Source organism: Lederbergia lenta NBRC 16444, from assembly GCF_001591545.1.
Lineage (GTDB): Bacteria > Bacillota > Bacilli > Bacillales > Bacillaceae_C > Lederbergia > Lederbergia lenta.
The window spans coordinates 1-16,877 of record NZ_BCVC01000014.1 but is presented as its reverse complement, the minus strand read 5'-3'; the positions used below and the strand labels follow the sequence as shown (position 1 = coordinate 16,877).

Annotated in this window: 15 protein-coding genes, 2 tRNA genes, 1 pseudogene and 1 riboswitch; of the genes and pseudogenes, 4 read left to right on the top strand and 14 right to left on the bottom strand. The window is 37.4% G+C overall.

Annotation, left to right across the window (positions count from 1 at the left end; all coding sequences use genetic code 11):
• Positions 1-82: 82 nt before the first annotated feature.
• Positions 83-170: riboswitch (cyclic di-GMP riboswitch) on the bottom strand.
• Positions 171-442: 272 nt separating this feature from the next.
• The 6 genes from BLE01S_RS19590 to BLE01S_RS19565 form a co-directional block, all read right to left on the bottom strand.
• Positions 443-1,564: an NAD(P)/FAD-dependent oxidoreductase gene (locus BLE01S_RS19590; RefSeq protein ID WP_066146534.1), complete on the bottom strand. Its 1,122-nt coding sequence runs from the start codon at positions 1,562-1,564 to the stop codon at positions 443-445.
• 514 nt (positions 1,565-2,078) lie between these two features.
• A complete protein-coding gene (locus BLE01S_RS19585) occupies positions 2,079-3,047 on the bottom strand; it encodes a sugar phosphate isomerase/epimerase family protein (protein ID WP_066146531.1) in 969 nt (322 codons plus the stop codon).
• A gap of 60 nt (positions 3,048-3,107) precedes the next feature.
• Complete coding sequence (locus BLE01S_RS19580) at positions 3,108-4,133, bottom strand: Gfo/Idh/MocA family protein (protein WP_066146529.1); 1,026 nt, start codon at positions 4,131-4,133, stop codon at positions 3,108-3,110.
• A gap of 53 nt (positions 4,134-4,186) precedes the next feature.
• Positions 4,187-4,915 carry a ThuA domain-containing protein gene (locus tag BLE01S_RS19575; RefSeq protein ID WP_066146526.1) on the bottom strand — a complete coding sequence of 243 codons (729 nt, stop codon included), beginning with the start codon at positions 4,913-4,915 and terminating at the stop codon, positions 4,187-4,189.
• Positions 4,912-5,562 (bottom strand): carboxylesterase family protein, encoded by a 651-nt coding sequence (locus BLE01S_RS19570; RefSeq protein ID WP_231955868.1) that lies wholly within the window; start codon positions 5,560-5,562, stop codon positions 4,912-4,914. The genes BLE01S_RS19575 and BLE01S_RS19570 overlap by 4 nt, the downstream gene beginning before the upstream one ends.
• Positions 5,563-5,857: 295 nt before the next feature.
• A complete protein-coding gene (locus BLE01S_RS19565) occupies positions 5,858-6,331 on the bottom strand; it encodes a hypothetical protein (RefSeq protein WP_066146521.1) in 474 nt (157 codons plus the stop codon).
• Positions 6,332-6,459: 128 nt separating this feature from the next.
• Between BLE01S_RS19565 and ytxJ the strand changes: the two are divergent.
• Both ytxJ and zupT read left to right on the top strand, forming a co-directional pair.
• Positions 6,460-6,811 (top strand): annotated as a pseudogene (gene ytxJ, locus BLE01S_RS21545) (bacillithiol system redox-active protein YtxJ).
• Between the two features lie 233 nt (positions 6,812-7,044).
• A complete protein-coding gene (zupT, locus tag BLE01S_RS19555; protein ID WP_066146515.1) occupies positions 7,045-7,848 on the top strand; it encodes a zinc transporter ZupT in 804 nt (267 codons plus the stop codon).
• A gap of 81 nt (positions 7,849-7,929) precedes the next feature.
• Here the strand turns inward: zupT and BLE01S_RS19550 are convergent, their stop codons facing one another.
• The 3 genes from BLE01S_RS19550 to BLE01S_RS19540 all read right to left on the bottom strand — a co-directional run bounded on the left by BLE01S_RS19550 (position 7,930) and on the right by BLE01S_RS19540 (position 11,421).
• Positions 7,930-8,796, bottom strand: a complete 867-nt coding sequence (locus tag BLE01S_RS19550; RefSeq protein ID WP_111703574.1) for an SMP-30/gluconolactonase/LRE family protein — start codon at positions 8,794-8,796, stop codon at positions 7,930-7,932.
• 20 nt (positions 8,797-8,816) lie between these two features.
• Positions 8,817-9,440, bottom strand: coding sequence for an SGNH/GDSL hydrolase family protein (locus BLE01S_RS19545; RefSeq protein WP_066146513.1), 624 nt, complete (start codon positions 9,438-9,440; stop codon positions 8,817-8,819).
• A 358-nt stretch (positions 9,441-9,798) separates the two neighbouring features.
• On the bottom strand, positions 9,799-11,421 hold the full coding sequence (locus BLE01S_RS19540) for a Na/Pi cotransporter family protein (protein WP_066146509.1): 1,623 nt from the start codon (positions 11,419-11,421) through the stop codon (positions 9,799-9,801).
• Positions 11,422-11,672: 251 nt separating this feature from the next.
• On the opposite strand from BLE01S_RS19540, the gene BLE01S_RS19535 reads away from it, so the two are divergent.
• On the top strand, positions 11,673-12,194 hold the full coding sequence (locus BLE01S_RS19535; RefSeq protein ID WP_066146505.1) for a type 1 glutamine amidotransferase domain-containing protein: 522 nt from the start codon (positions 11,673-11,675) through the stop codon (positions 12,192-12,194).
• Positions 12,195-12,246: 52 nt separating this feature from the next.
• Here BLE01S_RS19535 and BLE01S_RS19530 read toward each other — a convergent pair whose 3' ends face one another.
• The 3 genes from BLE01S_RS19530 to BLE01S_RS19520 all read right to left on the bottom strand — a co-directional run bounded on the left by BLE01S_RS19530 (position 12,247) and on the right by BLE01S_RS19520 (position 15,019).
• On the bottom strand, positions 12,247-12,843 hold the full coding sequence (locus BLE01S_RS19530) for a hypothetical protein (protein WP_066146502.1): 597 nt from the start codon (positions 12,841-12,843) through the stop codon (positions 12,247-12,249).
• Positions 12,844-12,855: 12 nt separating this feature from the next.
• The gene (locus tag BLE01S_RS19525) at positions 12,856-14,040 is read right to left on the bottom strand and encodes a ParM/StbA family protein (protein WP_066146499.1); all 1,185 of its coding nucleotides are present in this window, start codon (positions 14,038-14,040) and stop codon (positions 12,856-12,858) included.
• A gap of 265 nt (positions 14,041-14,305) precedes the next feature.
• Positions 14,306-15,019, bottom strand: coding sequence for a pseudouridine synthase (locus tag BLE01S_RS19520; RefSeq protein WP_066146497.1), 714 nt, complete (start codon positions 15,017-15,019; stop codon positions 14,306-14,308).
• A 185-nt stretch (positions 15,020-15,204) separates the two neighbouring features.
• Between BLE01S_RS19520 and BLE01S_RS19515 the strand changes: the two genes are divergently transcribed.
• Positions 15,205-16,221 carry an LLM class flavin-dependent oxidoreductase gene (locus BLE01S_RS19515; RefSeq protein WP_066146494.1) on the top strand — a complete coding sequence of 339 codons (1,017 nt, stop codon included), beginning with the start codon at positions 15,205-15,207 and terminating at the stop codon, positions 16,219-16,221.
• A gap of 457 nt (positions 16,222-16,678) precedes the next feature.
• On the opposite strand, the gene BLE01S_RS19510 is transcribed toward BLE01S_RS19515, so the two are convergent.
• A tRNA-Arg gene (locus tag BLE01S_RS19510) sits at positions 16,679-16,755 on the bottom strand.
• Between the two features lie 44 nt (positions 16,756-16,799).
• Positions 16,800-16,870 (bottom strand) — tRNA-Gly (locus BLE01S_RS19505).
• Positions 16,871-16,877: the final 7 nt, after the last annotated feature.

The following is a 16,877-nucleotide window of genomic DNA, read 5'->3' as shown; positions in this document are numbered from 1 at the left end:
TTCTGTTAAGATTTTGCACAAATAAAATAGACAACCCACAATAGGGTTGCCTATGTCTCCACGTAAGAAACCAGGACATAATCTAGGCAACTGGCTGGCGTGATGTATTGTACATGTTAGCCCCTATAGTTTTGTGTCACCATTTTTCAATGGTTTTACCTTTATCCAGTTTTATCAGTGACTTTTTTACCACACTATACCAATATACCTATTAAAAACAATTTCCACAACAAAAAAATGACATTATTTTCATATAATGATAAAGTATATGAATTGGCAAGATTTAGTTTTCTTATAAAGGTTAAAGTAAATTTGTAATATGTATATATGCGAATTCACTTAATAGCATTGGAAATGAAAAAACATGATCATATACAGTAAAAAATCCTCTTAAATAGTTTTTCCCTTAAAGAAGAAAATATTTAAGAGGCCTCCATAGAATCTAAAAACTTTGGATTGCTGCCGCGACATCATAATCATTTAAATCTATATCGATATTTTCTCTTCTTGCTAACTTAGCAAGCCCTGAACCTAAATAAGGCCCCATAGTAAGCCCAGAAGCGCCTAATCCATTGGCGACCAAGATGTTTTCATAGTTTGGAAGCGGACCGATAACAGGCAGAAAACCAGGTGTGAAAGGCCTAAAGCCAACTCTTGTTTCTAGGTATGTGCCATCTGAAAGACCCGGTGCAACATGCAAAGCTTTTTGAAATATTTCTTGCATTCCCCCTACTGTCTGACGTATGTCGTAGCCTGTATTATCCTCGTGTGTAGCTCCTATAACAATTTTCCCGTTGTCAAATGGCACAATATACTGATTGCCCTGAGGCATTACAACTGGCCACTCATTTGTACTTATTTCCGCTAATTGTAAGTGGACAATTTGCGCTTTTTGAAAACTAACTTGAAAATTAATGCCCATTGGTTGAAGAAGTTGATGTGCCCAGGCACCACTCGTAATGATCACTGTATTTGCAGAGTAACTTTCAAGAGAAGTCTTTACCTCTGTGACTCTGTTGCCGCTGCATATGAGACTTGCATCATCATTAATAATAGTAGCGCCATGTCGTTTTGCTGATCTCAGCAAGCTATCACGGAGTGCCCGCCCGTCCACGCGAGCTGCACCGCTGATATGAACAGATCCATATTCCTCCGCAAGTGGGGGAAATAAAGACCTCGTTTCCGATGGAGTGAGAACTTGAATTTCTCCTATCTCCGGGGCATCATCTTTTCGTGACAATGCCCTTTTTTCCATATCGAGCAGTTTTTTGGATTCGGTATGAAGACTGATTGCACCAACGCGTGCATAGCCAGTATTCTTCTCCCCTTCATTTTCAAGCTCTCTAATTAGCCCTGGATAAAAACAAGCACCATTTTTCGCAAGCTTGTACCAAGCCTTATTGCGTCTTTGCGATACCCAAGGACATACAATTCCCGCCGCCGCATCAGTTGCCTGTCCTTGATCTTTTCGATCTATGACAGTTACGTCCGCTCCTGACTTTGCCAAGTGATACGCTGTAGAGGCGCCAAGAATTCCCGCTCCAATAATAATGAATTTTTCCATTGTGAACACCCTTTTCTTTTCGTACATCAAATATTACCTATTTCTCTATTTTAAGTCTAGTGGGGCTATTACACATAACCCTTCAATAAGAATGAATAAACAAAAACTTAGTTTAAATAGGTTCAGACGATAAAATTAACCTTCCTTTCTACTTAAGGTTGGAACTAAACGCCATCTAAAGATGCAGATTTTTTTCTTTACTGTCGGTGTGCTTCAGTTTACTGATCGTCATATGACGAGTACTGGCTATTAGCCATTTTTTATACGTACGAGATGGGGTGACGTTGATATTTACTTTTATTTTCACCAAAGTATTCTTTTGCATAACCATGATCTGAGTTAGTATCGTTTATATTATCGTCTAAACTGCGCGGTACCTTACTGTCTCACAAACGATGGCGAATGACTTTCTAACCATTATCCCAAGTCTCTATATATTCCCAACAAAAAAACCGAGCAAAAATAATGCTCGGTTTTTTCAAGAAAATAATATTAAGCTTTTAAATATGACTGCTTAAACCCACCACATCTCAGCAGGTTGTTCTTTAATTAATACAGGTTTCAGATTGCTTACTGCACGTTGGAAGCCTTCTTCAACTGACATAAGCGGATCTTCGTGCTCGATACTGACAACATAGTCATATCCATACGTACGCAATGCGCTCATCATATCAGACCACTCTTTTACGTCATGCCCACAGCCAACGGAACGGAACATCCATGCGCGGGTTTTCAACTCACCATACGGTTGCATATCAGTCAGACCATACATATTAACATTATCTTGATCAATATACGTATCTTTGGCATGGAAATGGTGAATCGCATTTGCTTCACCTAAAATTTTAATTGCAGCGACCGGATCAATTCCTTGCCACCACATGTGACTTGGATCAAGGTTTGCTCCAACCGCTTCACATGTTAACTCTCTCAGCTTTAACATCGTATGTGGTGTATGAACGAGGAATCCACCATGCAGTTCAAGACCTACTTTTACATTGCGATCTTGAGCAAATTGTCCCCACTCTTTCCAATATGGAACAAGTTTTTCTTCCCATTGCCATTTTAAAACATCACCATATTCATTCGGCCAAGGTGTGACAGGCCAGTTAGGATGTTTTGCTCCTTCATGGTCTCCCGGTGTTCCTGAAAAAGTGTTTACAACCGGTACATTCATCAACTCAGCAAGCTTCACAGTTTTAACAAACGTTTCATGAGATGTTTTCGCAAATGCTTTATCAGGAGTTAATGCATTTCCGTGACAACTGAATGCGCTAATCGTTAAACCTCTTGATTCCACTTGTTTTAAATATTCTTTACGTTTTGTTTCACTTTCCAATAATCCATCTAAATCACAATGAGCATTTCCTGGGTAATTACCTGTTCCAATTTCAACTGAATCTAAGCCTGAAGCCTGTACATAATCAAGCATTTCTTCAAATGATTTTTGCGCAAATAATACAGTGAAAACTCCTAGTTTCATTTCTATTCACCAATCCTTTTATATTTTTTACAACTGATTCTTTAAGAAATTAATTATATTTTATGGTACTGACACAATTTGTTTTGTTTTACTTGATTCAAGCGCTGCAAGTACTACATTTAAAGATTTCATTCCTTCTTCTCCACTCACTGCTGGCTCTGTATCATTTAAAATACTTTCCACGAAATAATCAATCACATGGGAACTGCTTTGTCCGCCTTCTTCATTGGATTGAATTTTGCCAAGATCAAATTTCTCAACCTCGCCATTATTGTACTGAATGATTAAGGAATGCTCTGGATCGTCTTCGAGTCTCATTACAGCCTTTTCTCCGTAAATAATGGTAGAATTATCTTCTTTTACATATGCCCAACTAGCTGCGAGTGTCCCGATAATACCGCTTTCCGATTTCAACAAGCAGATCGCATTGTCATCGACATTACTATTTTCTTTCGCACCAGACTCAACAAACGCTCCAACCTCAACAAACTCTTCGCCAAGTATATAACGCATGAGATCTGTCTTGTGAACACCCAAGTCACCCATAGCTCCAATAAAAGCTTCCTCTTTCCTAAAAAACCAACTATCCTTCCCATCTATACTCCAACCCTCTGGACCAGGATGTCCAAATGCAGTTCGGAAACCAAATATTTTACCTAACTTACCATTTGCTAGTAATTGCTTTGCTTTACTGTGCGAAGGAACAAAACGTTGATTATGTCCTATCATCAGTTTCTTTCCATTCTTCTTAGCAGCATCAATCATCGCCTGTGCTTCTTCTTCAGATGTAGCCATTGGCTTTTCACAAAGAACATGCTTGCCAGCGTTTAATGCAGCAATACTCATAGGTGCATGTAAGTAATTCGGCGTACAAACGGAAACTGCATCAATATCCGCCTCGGAGAGCATCTTCTCGTAATCTGTATATGCTTCTGCGCCTAGCTTTTCAGCCGCGGCTTCTGCACGCTTCTCGATAATGTCACAAACAGCAACAATTTCTACATTTTCATTTGCTACATACTCAGGAAAATGACGAAATTTCGATATACTCCCACAACCAATAACGCCTACTTTTAATTTTGACATAAATGACTCCTCCATATCTGCTATTCTCTAAGTTTTTCAAACTATTCTTTCTATCATTTATTTTTATCTTTAATTTCTTCTAACGGTTGGGCGTTTCCATATACTGGCCGCTTTCGTTCAACTGGCTTTGCCCACTGTACTGCATTTGTAATAACACGCTGAATTTCTTCATTATGATAAGTAGGGTATGTCTCATGACCAGGACGGAAATAGAATATTTTCCCGTTCCCACGACGATATGTACAACCACTTCGGAAGACTTCTCCGCCTTCAAACCAGCTAACAAACAATAACTCATCAGGCGCTGGGATATCAAAATGCTCCCCATACATTTCTTCCTTCTCAAGTTCAATATATTCACCAATACCTTCAGTTATTGGATGGCTCGGATTTACGACCCAAATGCGTTCTTTATCATCCGCTTCTCTCCATTTTAAATCACATGAAGTCCCCATTAACCGTTTGAAGATTTTTGAGAAGTGCGCTGAATGAAGAACAATCAATCCCATACCGTCTAATACTCGCTGTTGGACTTTCGTTACTATTTCATCATCCACTTCATGGTGTGCCATATGCCCCCACCATAATAGTACATCGGTTTTATCTAATACTTCATCTGTTAAACCATGTTCAGGCTCATCTAGTGTGGCCGTTTTCACATCCATGCCAGCTTCCCTTAAAAATGCAGCAATTGTTTGATGAATGCCTTCAGGGTATACTTCTTTCACCTTTTCATTTGTTAGTTCATGTCGGTTTTCATTCCAAACAGTTACATTAATCATTTAATTATCCTCCCTTTTGCTCTTTTTTGATTTAAGAGCCATGTATAAAATGCTGGATCATTATATGTTTCAGTCCAAGAATCATGAGTTGCTTCTGGGTAGATGGTCAATTTCACGTTACCGCCAGCACTTCGAAGCGCTTCCACCATTACCTGACTTTCTTCCATAGGTACCACATCATCTTTAGCCCCGTGAAACGCCCAAACAGGAACATCCTTTAGTCGCTCCAAATGCTCAACAGAGCCACCGCCACATATTGGTGCCATTGCCGCAAACTTCTCTGGATGTTGCTTAGCTATTTCCCAAGTACCGTAGCCTCCCATACTTAAACCGGTTACATAAATCCTATCTTCATCTACTCGATATTGAGTAATCAAATCTTCAAGTAATGCATAGATAGAATCAATATGTAATAACCAAGTCGAGTATCTTTCAACACCGAGCGGGCATTGTGGAGAAACAAGAATAAATGGAAAGTTTTGTTCTTCAGCTAACTTCGGAAGCCCATTTGCTTTCACTGCATTTAAATCAGACCCACGCTCTCCCATTCCATGTAAAAATAAAACTAGAGGGTAGTCCATATTCGCTTTTTGATTATAATCATCAGGTATTGATAACAAATATTCTAGATTGATAGTTTTTTTCACTTCGACATCTTTTTGAAAAGAACAGGATTGTTGCGCTATATGAGAGCCCTCCTTTTTCTTAAATCATCTTCTATGCAAACGTATAGCATAGGTAAGAGAAAATCAATCGAAACGTTTCTATTAAGAATATAACATCTTTTTATTCAATTTAAAACCATTCTTCACAACTTTCATTTAATTATTTATTCTGATAAATTGATAAAGATTATTAATATTGCCTTAACTTCTATTTATCTGTTTCTAATTAAATATAAATGAACAAGCGGGAAATACTTCCCGCCATTCTTATAATAGACTACTTTACTGGGTTGAATCCTTCTTCTCTCAAGTAACTTTCTGCCTGCTTCTGTGATTCAAAGCTTTCCTCTAAGTTAAGTCCCGTATAAATATTCCAAAGCATATCTTCATGCATAAGTACTAATGTTTGTCCCTCATTATTGCTCCACTTTTGTTCAGTTATCATTTCTATCTGCTGAACCTCAATATCTTTTCCTTCTGCAAGATATTTAATGGAGTCAGTAATAATTTTTTTTAATTCTTCCTCTGATGCATCCTTAATATTAACGAGCCCCCTAGAATCAGCATCATATTGTTCAAGATCTCCAACGTATACAAAGCCATTTCCATTTGGATGAAGATAATGTACTACAACCGTTTTATCAAATAGACTTTCAGCAAAATGATAGTTTAATCGCTTCATCGAAACCTCTTTACGTGTTAACTGTGGAAATGTTTCAATGATAGCTTGTTTTTGTTCAAACGAAAGCATGGAGTAACGCCTCTTTTCTAATAAATTCCTTGCGACTATTATAACATGCCACAACCTCAACAACACTATGAGGCAACAGACGTGAAAGAAACAGATTATTTTGAGATAATAGCTAAAATGCTGAAGGGATGGGTTTGTTAATGACTGAATTAAAAGAATTAAGCACGATAGAGCAATGGAAAAGTGTATTTGAGGGAACGAATAAAAAACCTATATTTGTTTTTAAGCATAGCACTACATGTCCAATTAGTGCCTCTGCCTATGATGTATACAAATCCTACGAGATCGGACCTTGATAAATATGTTGTAACAGTGATAGAAAATAGAAACGTATCTAATGAAATTGCGAGCGATTTACATATTACCCATCAATCACCACAAGCTTTCCTCGTTCAAAATAAAAAAGCATTATGGAATGCTTCACATTCGAAAATTACTGGACAGGCTTTAGAGAATGCGATAAAAAATTTTATAAAATAACCTGTATGTAAAAAGAGTTCTATCGTTATTCAAACGTTAGAACTCTTTTTAATAATTTCTATTATCCACCTAATTAATGCTTGATTTTTCCCCTTATAATACTCTTATTGACATTCTTTTTTTAAAGGGTGTAGAATGTTTCCCAATGGCAACTTTCAAACTTGTCTTGCATACTATCGTAAGTAGTAATAATTTTGTTGATTAAATCTAATTAGCAAGAAGGAGTATATAGAATGACTGAAAATTTAATATTGGCATTTAGTCTTACACTGCTAGCTGGTCTTGCTACAGGCATCGGCAGTGTCGTTGCAATGTTTACGTCGACTACTAATACAAAATTCCTTTCCTGGTCGCTGGGATTTTCTGCCGGTGTGATGATTTATGTTTCAATGATTGAAATTTTTGTAAAAGCAAAATATGCCTTAACAGCGGCTCTCGGTAATCAAACAGGGAACTGGGCTACTATAGGTGGTTTCTTTGGAGGAATGCTTTTAATTGCTCTAATCGACAGGTTTGTGCCAAACCAAGGTAATCCCCATGAATTTAAAAAGGTAGAAGAAATAAAGGATAGCAAAGTCCATGATCCTGATCTTTTAAAAATGGGAACCTTCACAGCACTAGCAATTGCCATTCATAATTTCCCTGAAGGAATTGCTACATTTACAGCAGCCTTACAAGACCCAACCCTTGGAGTGGCAATTGCGATTGCCATCGCTATCCACAACATTCCAGAAGGGATAGCTGTTGCAGTACCTATTTACTTTGCCACTGGAAGTAAGAAGAAGGCATTTAAACTTTCCTTTTTATCTGGACTTTCAGAACCTATCGGCGCTATTATTGCCTTTCTGATTTTGATGCCCTTTTTAAATGACGTTTTATTCGGAGTAATTTTTGCATCAGTTGCTGGTATTATGGTTTTTATTTCACTTGATGGACTTCTACCGGCCGCAAAGAAATATGACGAAGCGCATACATCCATTTATGGATTAATTAGTGGCATGATTGTTATGGCTATTAGTCTAATACTTGTTGTTTAGGAAAATAACGACATACAAATGTTCAAAAGCAGACTCTTAAATCTATTTGGAGGGGAGTTTGGACTCTCCCTCCAAGCTATTCTATCTAAAACTATATGCTTTTACTCCACGAGTTTTTGTTTCTACACGAAACACCCCTCCTGCGTGGGGTTGTTTTCTTAATTCTTCCTCATCTAGGCCTTGTCTTGCGGTTGTGATAAATAACTCATTCAAATCTTTACCTCCAAATGTACAAGAAGTAACATTACTACAAGGTACTCTCACCTCATCTAGCTGCTTACCAGTTTGAGGATCCCATCGAGAAACCTTCCAGCCCCCATAATGGGCCACCCAAAGCATCCCTTCCTCATCTATAGTCATACCATCTGGAGCTCCTTGCCCATCTGGGATCGCAACTACATAGTCCCTGAATGCTACCTTGCTTGTTTGTACATTAAAATCATAAGCTGCCACTTTTTTCGTTGGCGTATCAATATAATACATCATATCGTTTGTAGTGTTCCATGCAATTCCATTAGAAATAGTTACAGGTACAACTTTTTCCTTTACACTTCCATCTGGAAAAACACAGTATAAAGCTCCCTCATTTGCACTACCATGTACTTCCATCGTTCCTACCCAGAGCCTACCGTTCGCATCACATTTCCCGTCATTAAATCTAATGTTTAGGTTTTTAATTGGATTTGCAAGCGGTGTCAACTCTTCTGAAATCAAATTAAATATATATACACCATTATGCATCGCCAATACCACTTCTTCTTTATTTATTGGCACTACTGTAGTTACATATTCGCTAAACGACCACTTATGAACATGGTTCGCTTTAACATCGTAACTTTGCAAGGTTTTCCCTACAATATCGACCCACATAAAACGTTCGTTTTCACTATCCCATGTCGGGCCCTCCCCGAGCATATGCTTTGTATGAAACAAAATTTGAGCTTCCAATACTTGAACCCCCACTCGTTTTATTGTTGTACAGCTCTAATCCAGGTTTGAGCCATAAGTAAATTTCCGCCAGATGTCATATGTACTCCATCTGTTGTTAATTTAAATCCTGATTGGTTACTTAAGTATGTTTTAAAGGCTTGATGAGTAGGTACTAGCAATGCTTTATATTCTTTGGCTAGGCGATGCACAGCATCTATGTAAGGTACAAGCAGGCGATTTCCGGTAGAATCAAGATCCTCTTCAATAATTGTAGGTTCCATTAATATCACGCGCGCTTTTGTTTTCGATGTAAGTTTAGCAAGTAGTTCCGAATACATTTTCTCATATTGTTCTGGAAAAATCTGATCCATTTGTGGATTATCAAGTTGCCTCCAAACATCATTAATGCCGATTGATATAGATACCCAGTCAGGCTCAAGATCGATCACATCTTCTTGCCATCTAGCTGCTAAATGATCAATCCTATCACCGCCAATTCCTTTATTAATAAATTGTAGATTCATGGACGGCTCTGTTAACGCGTAGTAATCACGAAGTAACCTTACATACCCATATCCCATTTCTTCAGGATCTTCTCTTCTTCCAGCATCTGTAATACTGTCACCAATTAAAATAATTTTGCTATTATTGTTAAATTCCAATATAAGATCCTCCTTAAGTTTCCCTTTTGAGAATTGAAAATAAGCTAAGTTCCACAAATAAATTTTATAAAAGGTAAAACTACAACTCCCTATTAAATTAAAATTTTTACATACTGCGTAATTGTATTGTACCGTAAATCAGCTTTATATTGTTATACTTTTCAGATTCTTAATTTATTTTAAAATATTGCACATTAAAAAGATGCAATTGAAGAAGACCCATTACTAATCTGAGAGCTGGACTTTGGCACCTTACAAATAGAACCCATGAAAAAAGCCCTGACGTATTTGTCAGGGCCCATATATAAATATTCAATTTGTAACTTTAGCTCAGTTCTCAACTTCAAGCGACTTCCTTCTATTCATCCGCGAGCAAATCGTCCGCTAAATTTACGGCATGGTCACCGATCCGTTCCAAATTGCTTACGATATCCACATAGATAATGCCTGCAGTTCCTGTACATTTATTTTCGTTCAATCTCTTTATATGCTTATTACGGAGATCGCGCTCCATTTTGTCAATTAATATTTCTTTTTCTATTACAGATTTTGCTTGTTCTACATTATTTGTTTCAATCGTTTTTATAGACTGTCTAATAGTCGAAGTCGTCAAATCAAACATTGCATCTAAATCAGCTATTGCAGATTCAGAAAATTTAACTTTACTATTAATTTGATGATCGACTAATTCCATAATATTTTCCATATGGTCACCAATTCGTTCAAGATCCATCACCGTATTCATTAGCGTGTGATGCTCTTTTATATCCTGATCTGTTAAAGAGTGATAGGAAATTTGAACAAGATATTCAGTGATTTTCTTATCAAGATTATTAAGCGCATCTTCAATTTGTGGAATTAACTCACGATGCTTTTTCCCTTGTGTTTTATAATAATGACCAACTTCCACTATGCCTTCCTCTGCAAGTTCGGCCATTCTTATCACTTCCTTCTTCGCTTGTCCAAGCGCTACAGAAGGAGATTGACGTATAAATTGCTCTCCAAGGTGAATTGGTTTATGTTCAATCGTTCTTTCCTCACCTGGCACAAGCTTTGTTACAATCCAAGCAAGTCCAGCAATGAAAGGCAACTGTATTATTGTATTCGATACATTAAACGTACCATGTGCAAAGGCAAGCGTCATTTTAGGATTAAGTCCTAAGCTCGCTTGGAAATACTCTATGAGAGCGGTGAATGGTACTAATAGAATTAATACCAAAGTTGTTCCAATGACGTTAAATATAACATGCGTTAAAGCAGCACGCTTAGCCGCAATCGAAGCACCAATTGAAGCTAATACAGCCGTGATCGTCGTTCCGATATTATCTCCAAATAATACCGGTAATGCAGCATGGAGATCTAATGCCCCTTGGTCAAACAATGTTTGCAAAAGTCCAATTGCAGCTGAAGAGCTTTGAATGATCGCTGTCAGAACAACCCCGACTAATACTCCTAATAATGGATGATCACTCAATCTAAGTGTTAAATCTGTAAAAGCTTGAGCATCTGATAATGGTGCCATTCCATCTCCCATTAAATTGAGTCCGAAAAATAGAGCACCAAAGCCAAAGAACACCTGCCCAAAATTATTTATTTTATGATTTTTAAAGAAGAAGATTAGGAAAGCTCCTAATGCAATGATCGGAAGTGCATACTCAGAAATATTAATACCAATAATAAATGCCGTGGTTGTTGTTCCAATATTTGCACCCATTATGACGCCTATCGCTTGCCTTAATGTCATGAATCCTGCTGTTACTAAACCAATCGTCAAAACGGTCGTACCAGAACTTGTTTGCAACAATGTGGTTACAACGATTCCGGTTAAAACCCCCATAATCGGTTTTGTTGTGAATCTATCTAGTAGATCTCTTAGTCCATCGCCTGCAACTTTTTGAAGGCCATCTCCCATTATTTTCATTCCATATAGGAAGATCCCCAAACCACCAACAAAAGTAAAAAGCACTGTCTGCAAGTCCATCTCTTCATTCCTTTACTATGTATTCGACATATTACTACAAAAGCATACCCTTACTCATGTTAATGAATGAATAAACAAATGTAAACAATAATTTGCTATTGTTTATGAATTAAGTATGAATAAAATTAGGAGAACGGTTGCAATCCGCTCTCTGATTACTATTTACAAATATACCAATCCTTATGAATGAATTATAAATAATATTAAGGTATGGTTAATTATTAAGTAGTTATTTGACAGGAGGAATTAAAATGAGATTACAAAACAAAAAAGTAATTGCGCTTGTCGAAGACGAATTCGAGGATTTGGAACTTTGGTATCCTATCTTGCGACTTCGGGAAGAAGGGGCAGAAGTTCATTTAGTAGGAATCGAAGCGAAGAAAAAATATATTGGGAAGTATGGTGTGCCAGCAGAGTCTGACTACTCCTTTTCTGACATTCAAGCAGAAGATTATGATGCCATCCTTGTGCCCGGAGGTTGGGCTCCTGATAAGTTAAGACGTTATGAAGAAGTTTTAGATTTCATACGTATAATGGATGAAGAAAAAAAGCCAATTGGCCAAATCTGTCATGCAGGTTGGGTGCTCATTTCCGCTAAAATTCTTGATGGGAAGAAAGTAACCAGCACACCTGGTATCAAAGATGATATGACGAATGCTGGAGCCGAGTGGAGTGATGAGGCGGTCGTTGTCGATGGACATTTGATCTCAAGCCGTCGACCGCCAGATTTGCCTCCATATGTTAAAGCATTTGCTGACAAACTAGCAGAATAATAAGGTAAAAAAAGCGGATGAACATAATCGTCATCCGCTTTTCTTTCCATCTTTACTTATTCATACGAGATAGAAAATCATCCAAAGGGTCTTCTTCCTCTTCTTCGTTTTCCGAACTATCCTCTATGGATGAAGCTTGTTCTTTCCTAGCCATTTCCCAGTCAAAATTCATCATAACATCTTCAAAGTCATCTACATTACTATCTGTTTCGATCTCATCATGGCTTTCTATTGCAACTTCCAAGCCTTTATCTGTAGACTTTTTTTCCATCTCTTGAAGATATAGAGCTTCATCAATATCCAGTGAATTACTGTTCAACGTTGCTAAAACAGAAGTTGCCCGGATTGGATCAGCTAATAAATGGTGAATAACATTTCCTATTAAGGCTTCAGAATGGGTATGTTTCAACCAACTACGCTGCTCTTTGGTTAATTGTTTCGGAAGCGGAATAGTGATCGTTTCTCTTTCACTTGTCAAAGAATTATTTACACCTTCGACTACAAACTCAGCAATTTTACTAGAAAAGTTTCTTTTTTCCGTTTCCTTTAGTTTTTGCAATTTCATTAATATATGATCAGGGGTATCAGAAGGGAGGCGAAATGTAATCGCCTGTCCCCTTTGTATCCCTGTCATCCCCTTTTTATTCATGGAATCATCCTATTAATTTTTCACGGCCTTTTTTTCTGTTTCTTTAACGATCATATCTTTTTTATTCTTTCTAGAAAAATCGGAGATTAGCTTATAATAAGCATTTGCCATCATCCAAATACTTTCCTTTTCATCTTCAAAGAATTCAATATTATAACCATCTAAACTATTATTTAGTGCTTTAATATACTCTTTTAAGACCATTGCACCGCCGCCTACAAAATAGCAGATTTCAGTTTGAGAATTCTTCTGCCAGATATTACGTAAATGGCGATATTGTTTTTTCGCAAGCTCTAAAAGAATTCTATCTGTTATATCATGGACACTTGTGCGGCTCCCCTTAACCATAATGTGGTTTCTGTCGTTGTTTCTGGTAATGATCTCAACTACATCTCTACGACTATCTAATTCCACACCATGTTTCGATCTGATCTCTTCTCTAATTGCTTCTAACGATTCAGATACCCCTAGATTGAACCCTTGGGCTTTGTCATCATCAACATTGCGGTTTTTTATCACCGCAATATCCGTTGATAGACCACCAATATCTTGGATTAATATTCTTTTATCAATTAAATCTTTATTAATTATATTTAAGTCATTATCCATCACTAGATTAATATAAGCAGCAAATCCCTCAGGGTATACCTTCACTTCATCAAATTTAATATTTACCTTGATCCCTTGATACTTAGGAGTTACCAAAAACTCAACTTGGTGTACCGAGCCTAGAAGTTGCGAGCGATAACCAACATCTTTTCCTTCTTTTACTTCACGTAAAGGCAGTCCGGTACCGAGCGTGTAATTTGCGTCAATAACATTATTCGCTTTATTAAATATTTTGGCATTTTTTGCATTTGCAGCATCCAAGGCCAATGTAGCAAACAACATAATTAATGTTTGATCCTCTTCAGATTTACTGCTTCCTGGATCTAATTCGGTTGAATTATCGCTTTTTGTTGCTAAATTACCTACACGATAAATAACATTATTTTCGTGCAAAGCAGGGGAGTGAACTCTAATATGTATTCCATCTAATGGTGACTTTTCATCTAATTCTTCAATACCTATTACAGGCCTATCTTCTCTATCTCTCGCAATGACGTTAGGTATGTAAAATTCAGAATCCGAGTTTCCAAATAATGCCTTTACTGAATCATTTCCAACATCAATTGCAGCAAGTCTAGTATTAGTCATCAAACCACCCATTTCTATTTTTTTAATCACACACTGTAAACAATATATGAAATAAAGAAAAACGTCAATTGACCACGAAAGGCACACAATTTTGTACACAATATTACGTCATTTGTATACATGTATACATTTTCGCACACACATTGACATCACTACTTGTTTACACCATTGTATACATGTACACATAAATGCACACTCAAAGATTACAAGTTGTTTACAAGTATACAAAATTGCATACCATAAAAAAGACACAACTATATAAAAACTAGTTGTGTCCATTAGACTTAAATTTCCTTACTTCATCATCTGTTAAATTTCTCCACTGACCGAGTTCTAATCCTCTAAGTGTAATATGTGCCACTCGAACACGTTGTAGCTTATAGATTTGATAGTCAAACTGCGAACACATTCTACGTATTTGTCTATTCAACCCTTGGGAAAGAGTAATCTTAAAGCTGCGATCACTCAACTTTATAACCTTGCATTTATTTGTTATCGTATATTCATTTTTAACCGGATTATATATCTCTACGCCATTAGACATTCCTTCAATAAAAGAAGCGGTAATTTCCTTATTTACCATTACGATATAATCTTTTTCATGATTATTTTCTTCTCGTAAAATCTCATTGACTATATCGCCGTCACTTGTTAACAATATTAGGCCCTCTGACTCTTTGTCTAATCTGCCAATTGGAAATATGCGTTGCTCATGGTTAATAAAATCAACAATATTTCCATCGATATGCTCTTCCGTTGTACAAGTAATACCTGGAGGTTTATTTAAGGCTATATATACATCCGCATCAGTCTTTCTTGCTAGGATTTTCCCCTCCACTTCTACAACATCGTGTTCTTCTACCGTGAGCCCTAATGTTGCTATCTCTTTGTTCACTATCACCTTACCTTGAGCAATTAACTCATCTGCCTTTCTACGTGAACAAAGCCCTGTTGAACTGATAAATTTATTTAATCTCATGTACATACTCCTTTAAAATTACTTAACGAACTTCAATTTAATTTTTCCTAGTTATATATGTAAAAATAGCAAACATCCCGACTAAGGACAACAATAACCTCCCCCCCAAGGCTGATTGTTGGACGCAACATTGTAAAAACCGTATCATTTTTATAGATATATACCTTTAAGGAGGTAATAAAAAAATGGGTACAACTCCTACTAGACTTTTTAACAATATACCATTGTCCGTTCTAGATTTAGCCCCTATTATTGAGGGCGGCAATGCGGTACAGTCATTTAACAATAGTGTGGAATTAGCACAACACACTGAGAAATTAGGCTTTAATCGTTACTGGCTTGCAGAACACCATAACATGCCTGGTATAGCAAGTTCTGCAACATCAGTGCTTATCGGACATATTGCTGGAGCAACAGAGAAGATCCGTGTTGGAGCTGGAGGGGTCATGTTACCTAATCACGCTACCCTTGTTATTGCAGAACAGTTTGGGACGTTAGAGGCCCTCTACCCCGGACGTATTGATCTTGGTCTTGGTCGAGCTCCTGGAAGTGACCAAGCGACTGCCCACGCCTTACGAAGAACCTTAAGTCGTGGTGCCGAGGAATTTCCACTACAGTTGGAAGAACTTCAAACATACTTTGAGTATAATCCTTCCGCTCATGTACGTGCTATTCCGGGAGAAGGACTTGAAATTCCAATATGGCTTCTTGGATCAAGCGGCTTTAGTGCTAAACTTGCCGCACAAAAAGGTTTACCATTTTCATTCGCTAGCCACTTTGCTCCAGATTATACATTACCCGCTCTTCAACTATATCGCGATAACTTTAAACCTTCAGATGCTCTTATGGAGCCATATGCAATGGTAGGTGTTAATGTAATTGCTGCCGATACAGACGAAAAAGCGCATTGGCTAGCCACATCACAACAACAACAATTTTTAAGCTTGCTAAGAGGACGACCAACAGAACTAAAGCCACCAGTTGATGATATAAGTGTAGTCTCAACCGAGCTTGAACGCGCCTCTATCGGAAGGACGCTCGATCCGAGATCAACTATCATTGGAAGCCCAGAAACGGTTAGAGAGGGTCTCACACGCTTCCTAGATGAAACGAAAGCTGATGAAATCATCATTAACTCTCAAATATTCTATCAAGAAGACCGATTAAGGTCATATGAAATTATAATGGAATTGATGGATTAACAACACTAATGTCCATACTCCTCATTAAAAATAAGCTAAAGCCCTCATAAATTTACCGAGAGGCTTTGGCTACTTGATATTTAGTTTTTTTATAATGCATCCCTCTTAATTATTTCTCTATATAGCAGCCTCACAAAAGTCGCCATCTAATATTTCCTCTAAATATAAATTTTTCACCTTCATTATATTGGCAATCCATTAGCAGGTGTTGTAGTTTATCTAAAAATTGGCGGAATATTGATCCGAATGATATGCAGTGGAGTGGAGCCATTCCATGTATTAATAGAGATAATCTAATGTCTCTATATTTTTAATACAACCCAACTCTCCAACTTCCCATTTTCGACACAAAAAAACCTAACACAGGAAGGCAATTCGGTTGTAAGTACAATACCGTTTCACCCATCGTGTTAGGAGTTTATATTAGGGAGCTATGCCCATTCGAGTATTATTATAATGGCGCGCCTTAGAGGATTCGAACCTCTGACCCACAGCTTAGAAGGCTGTTGCTCTATCCAACTGAGCTAAAGGCGCATCATGAATACATAATATGCAGATAATGATGTTAACAATTACGAAGCGGGTGAAGGGAATCGAACCCTCATCATCAGCTTGGAAGGCTGAGGTTTTACCACTAAACTACACCCGCGCAAATT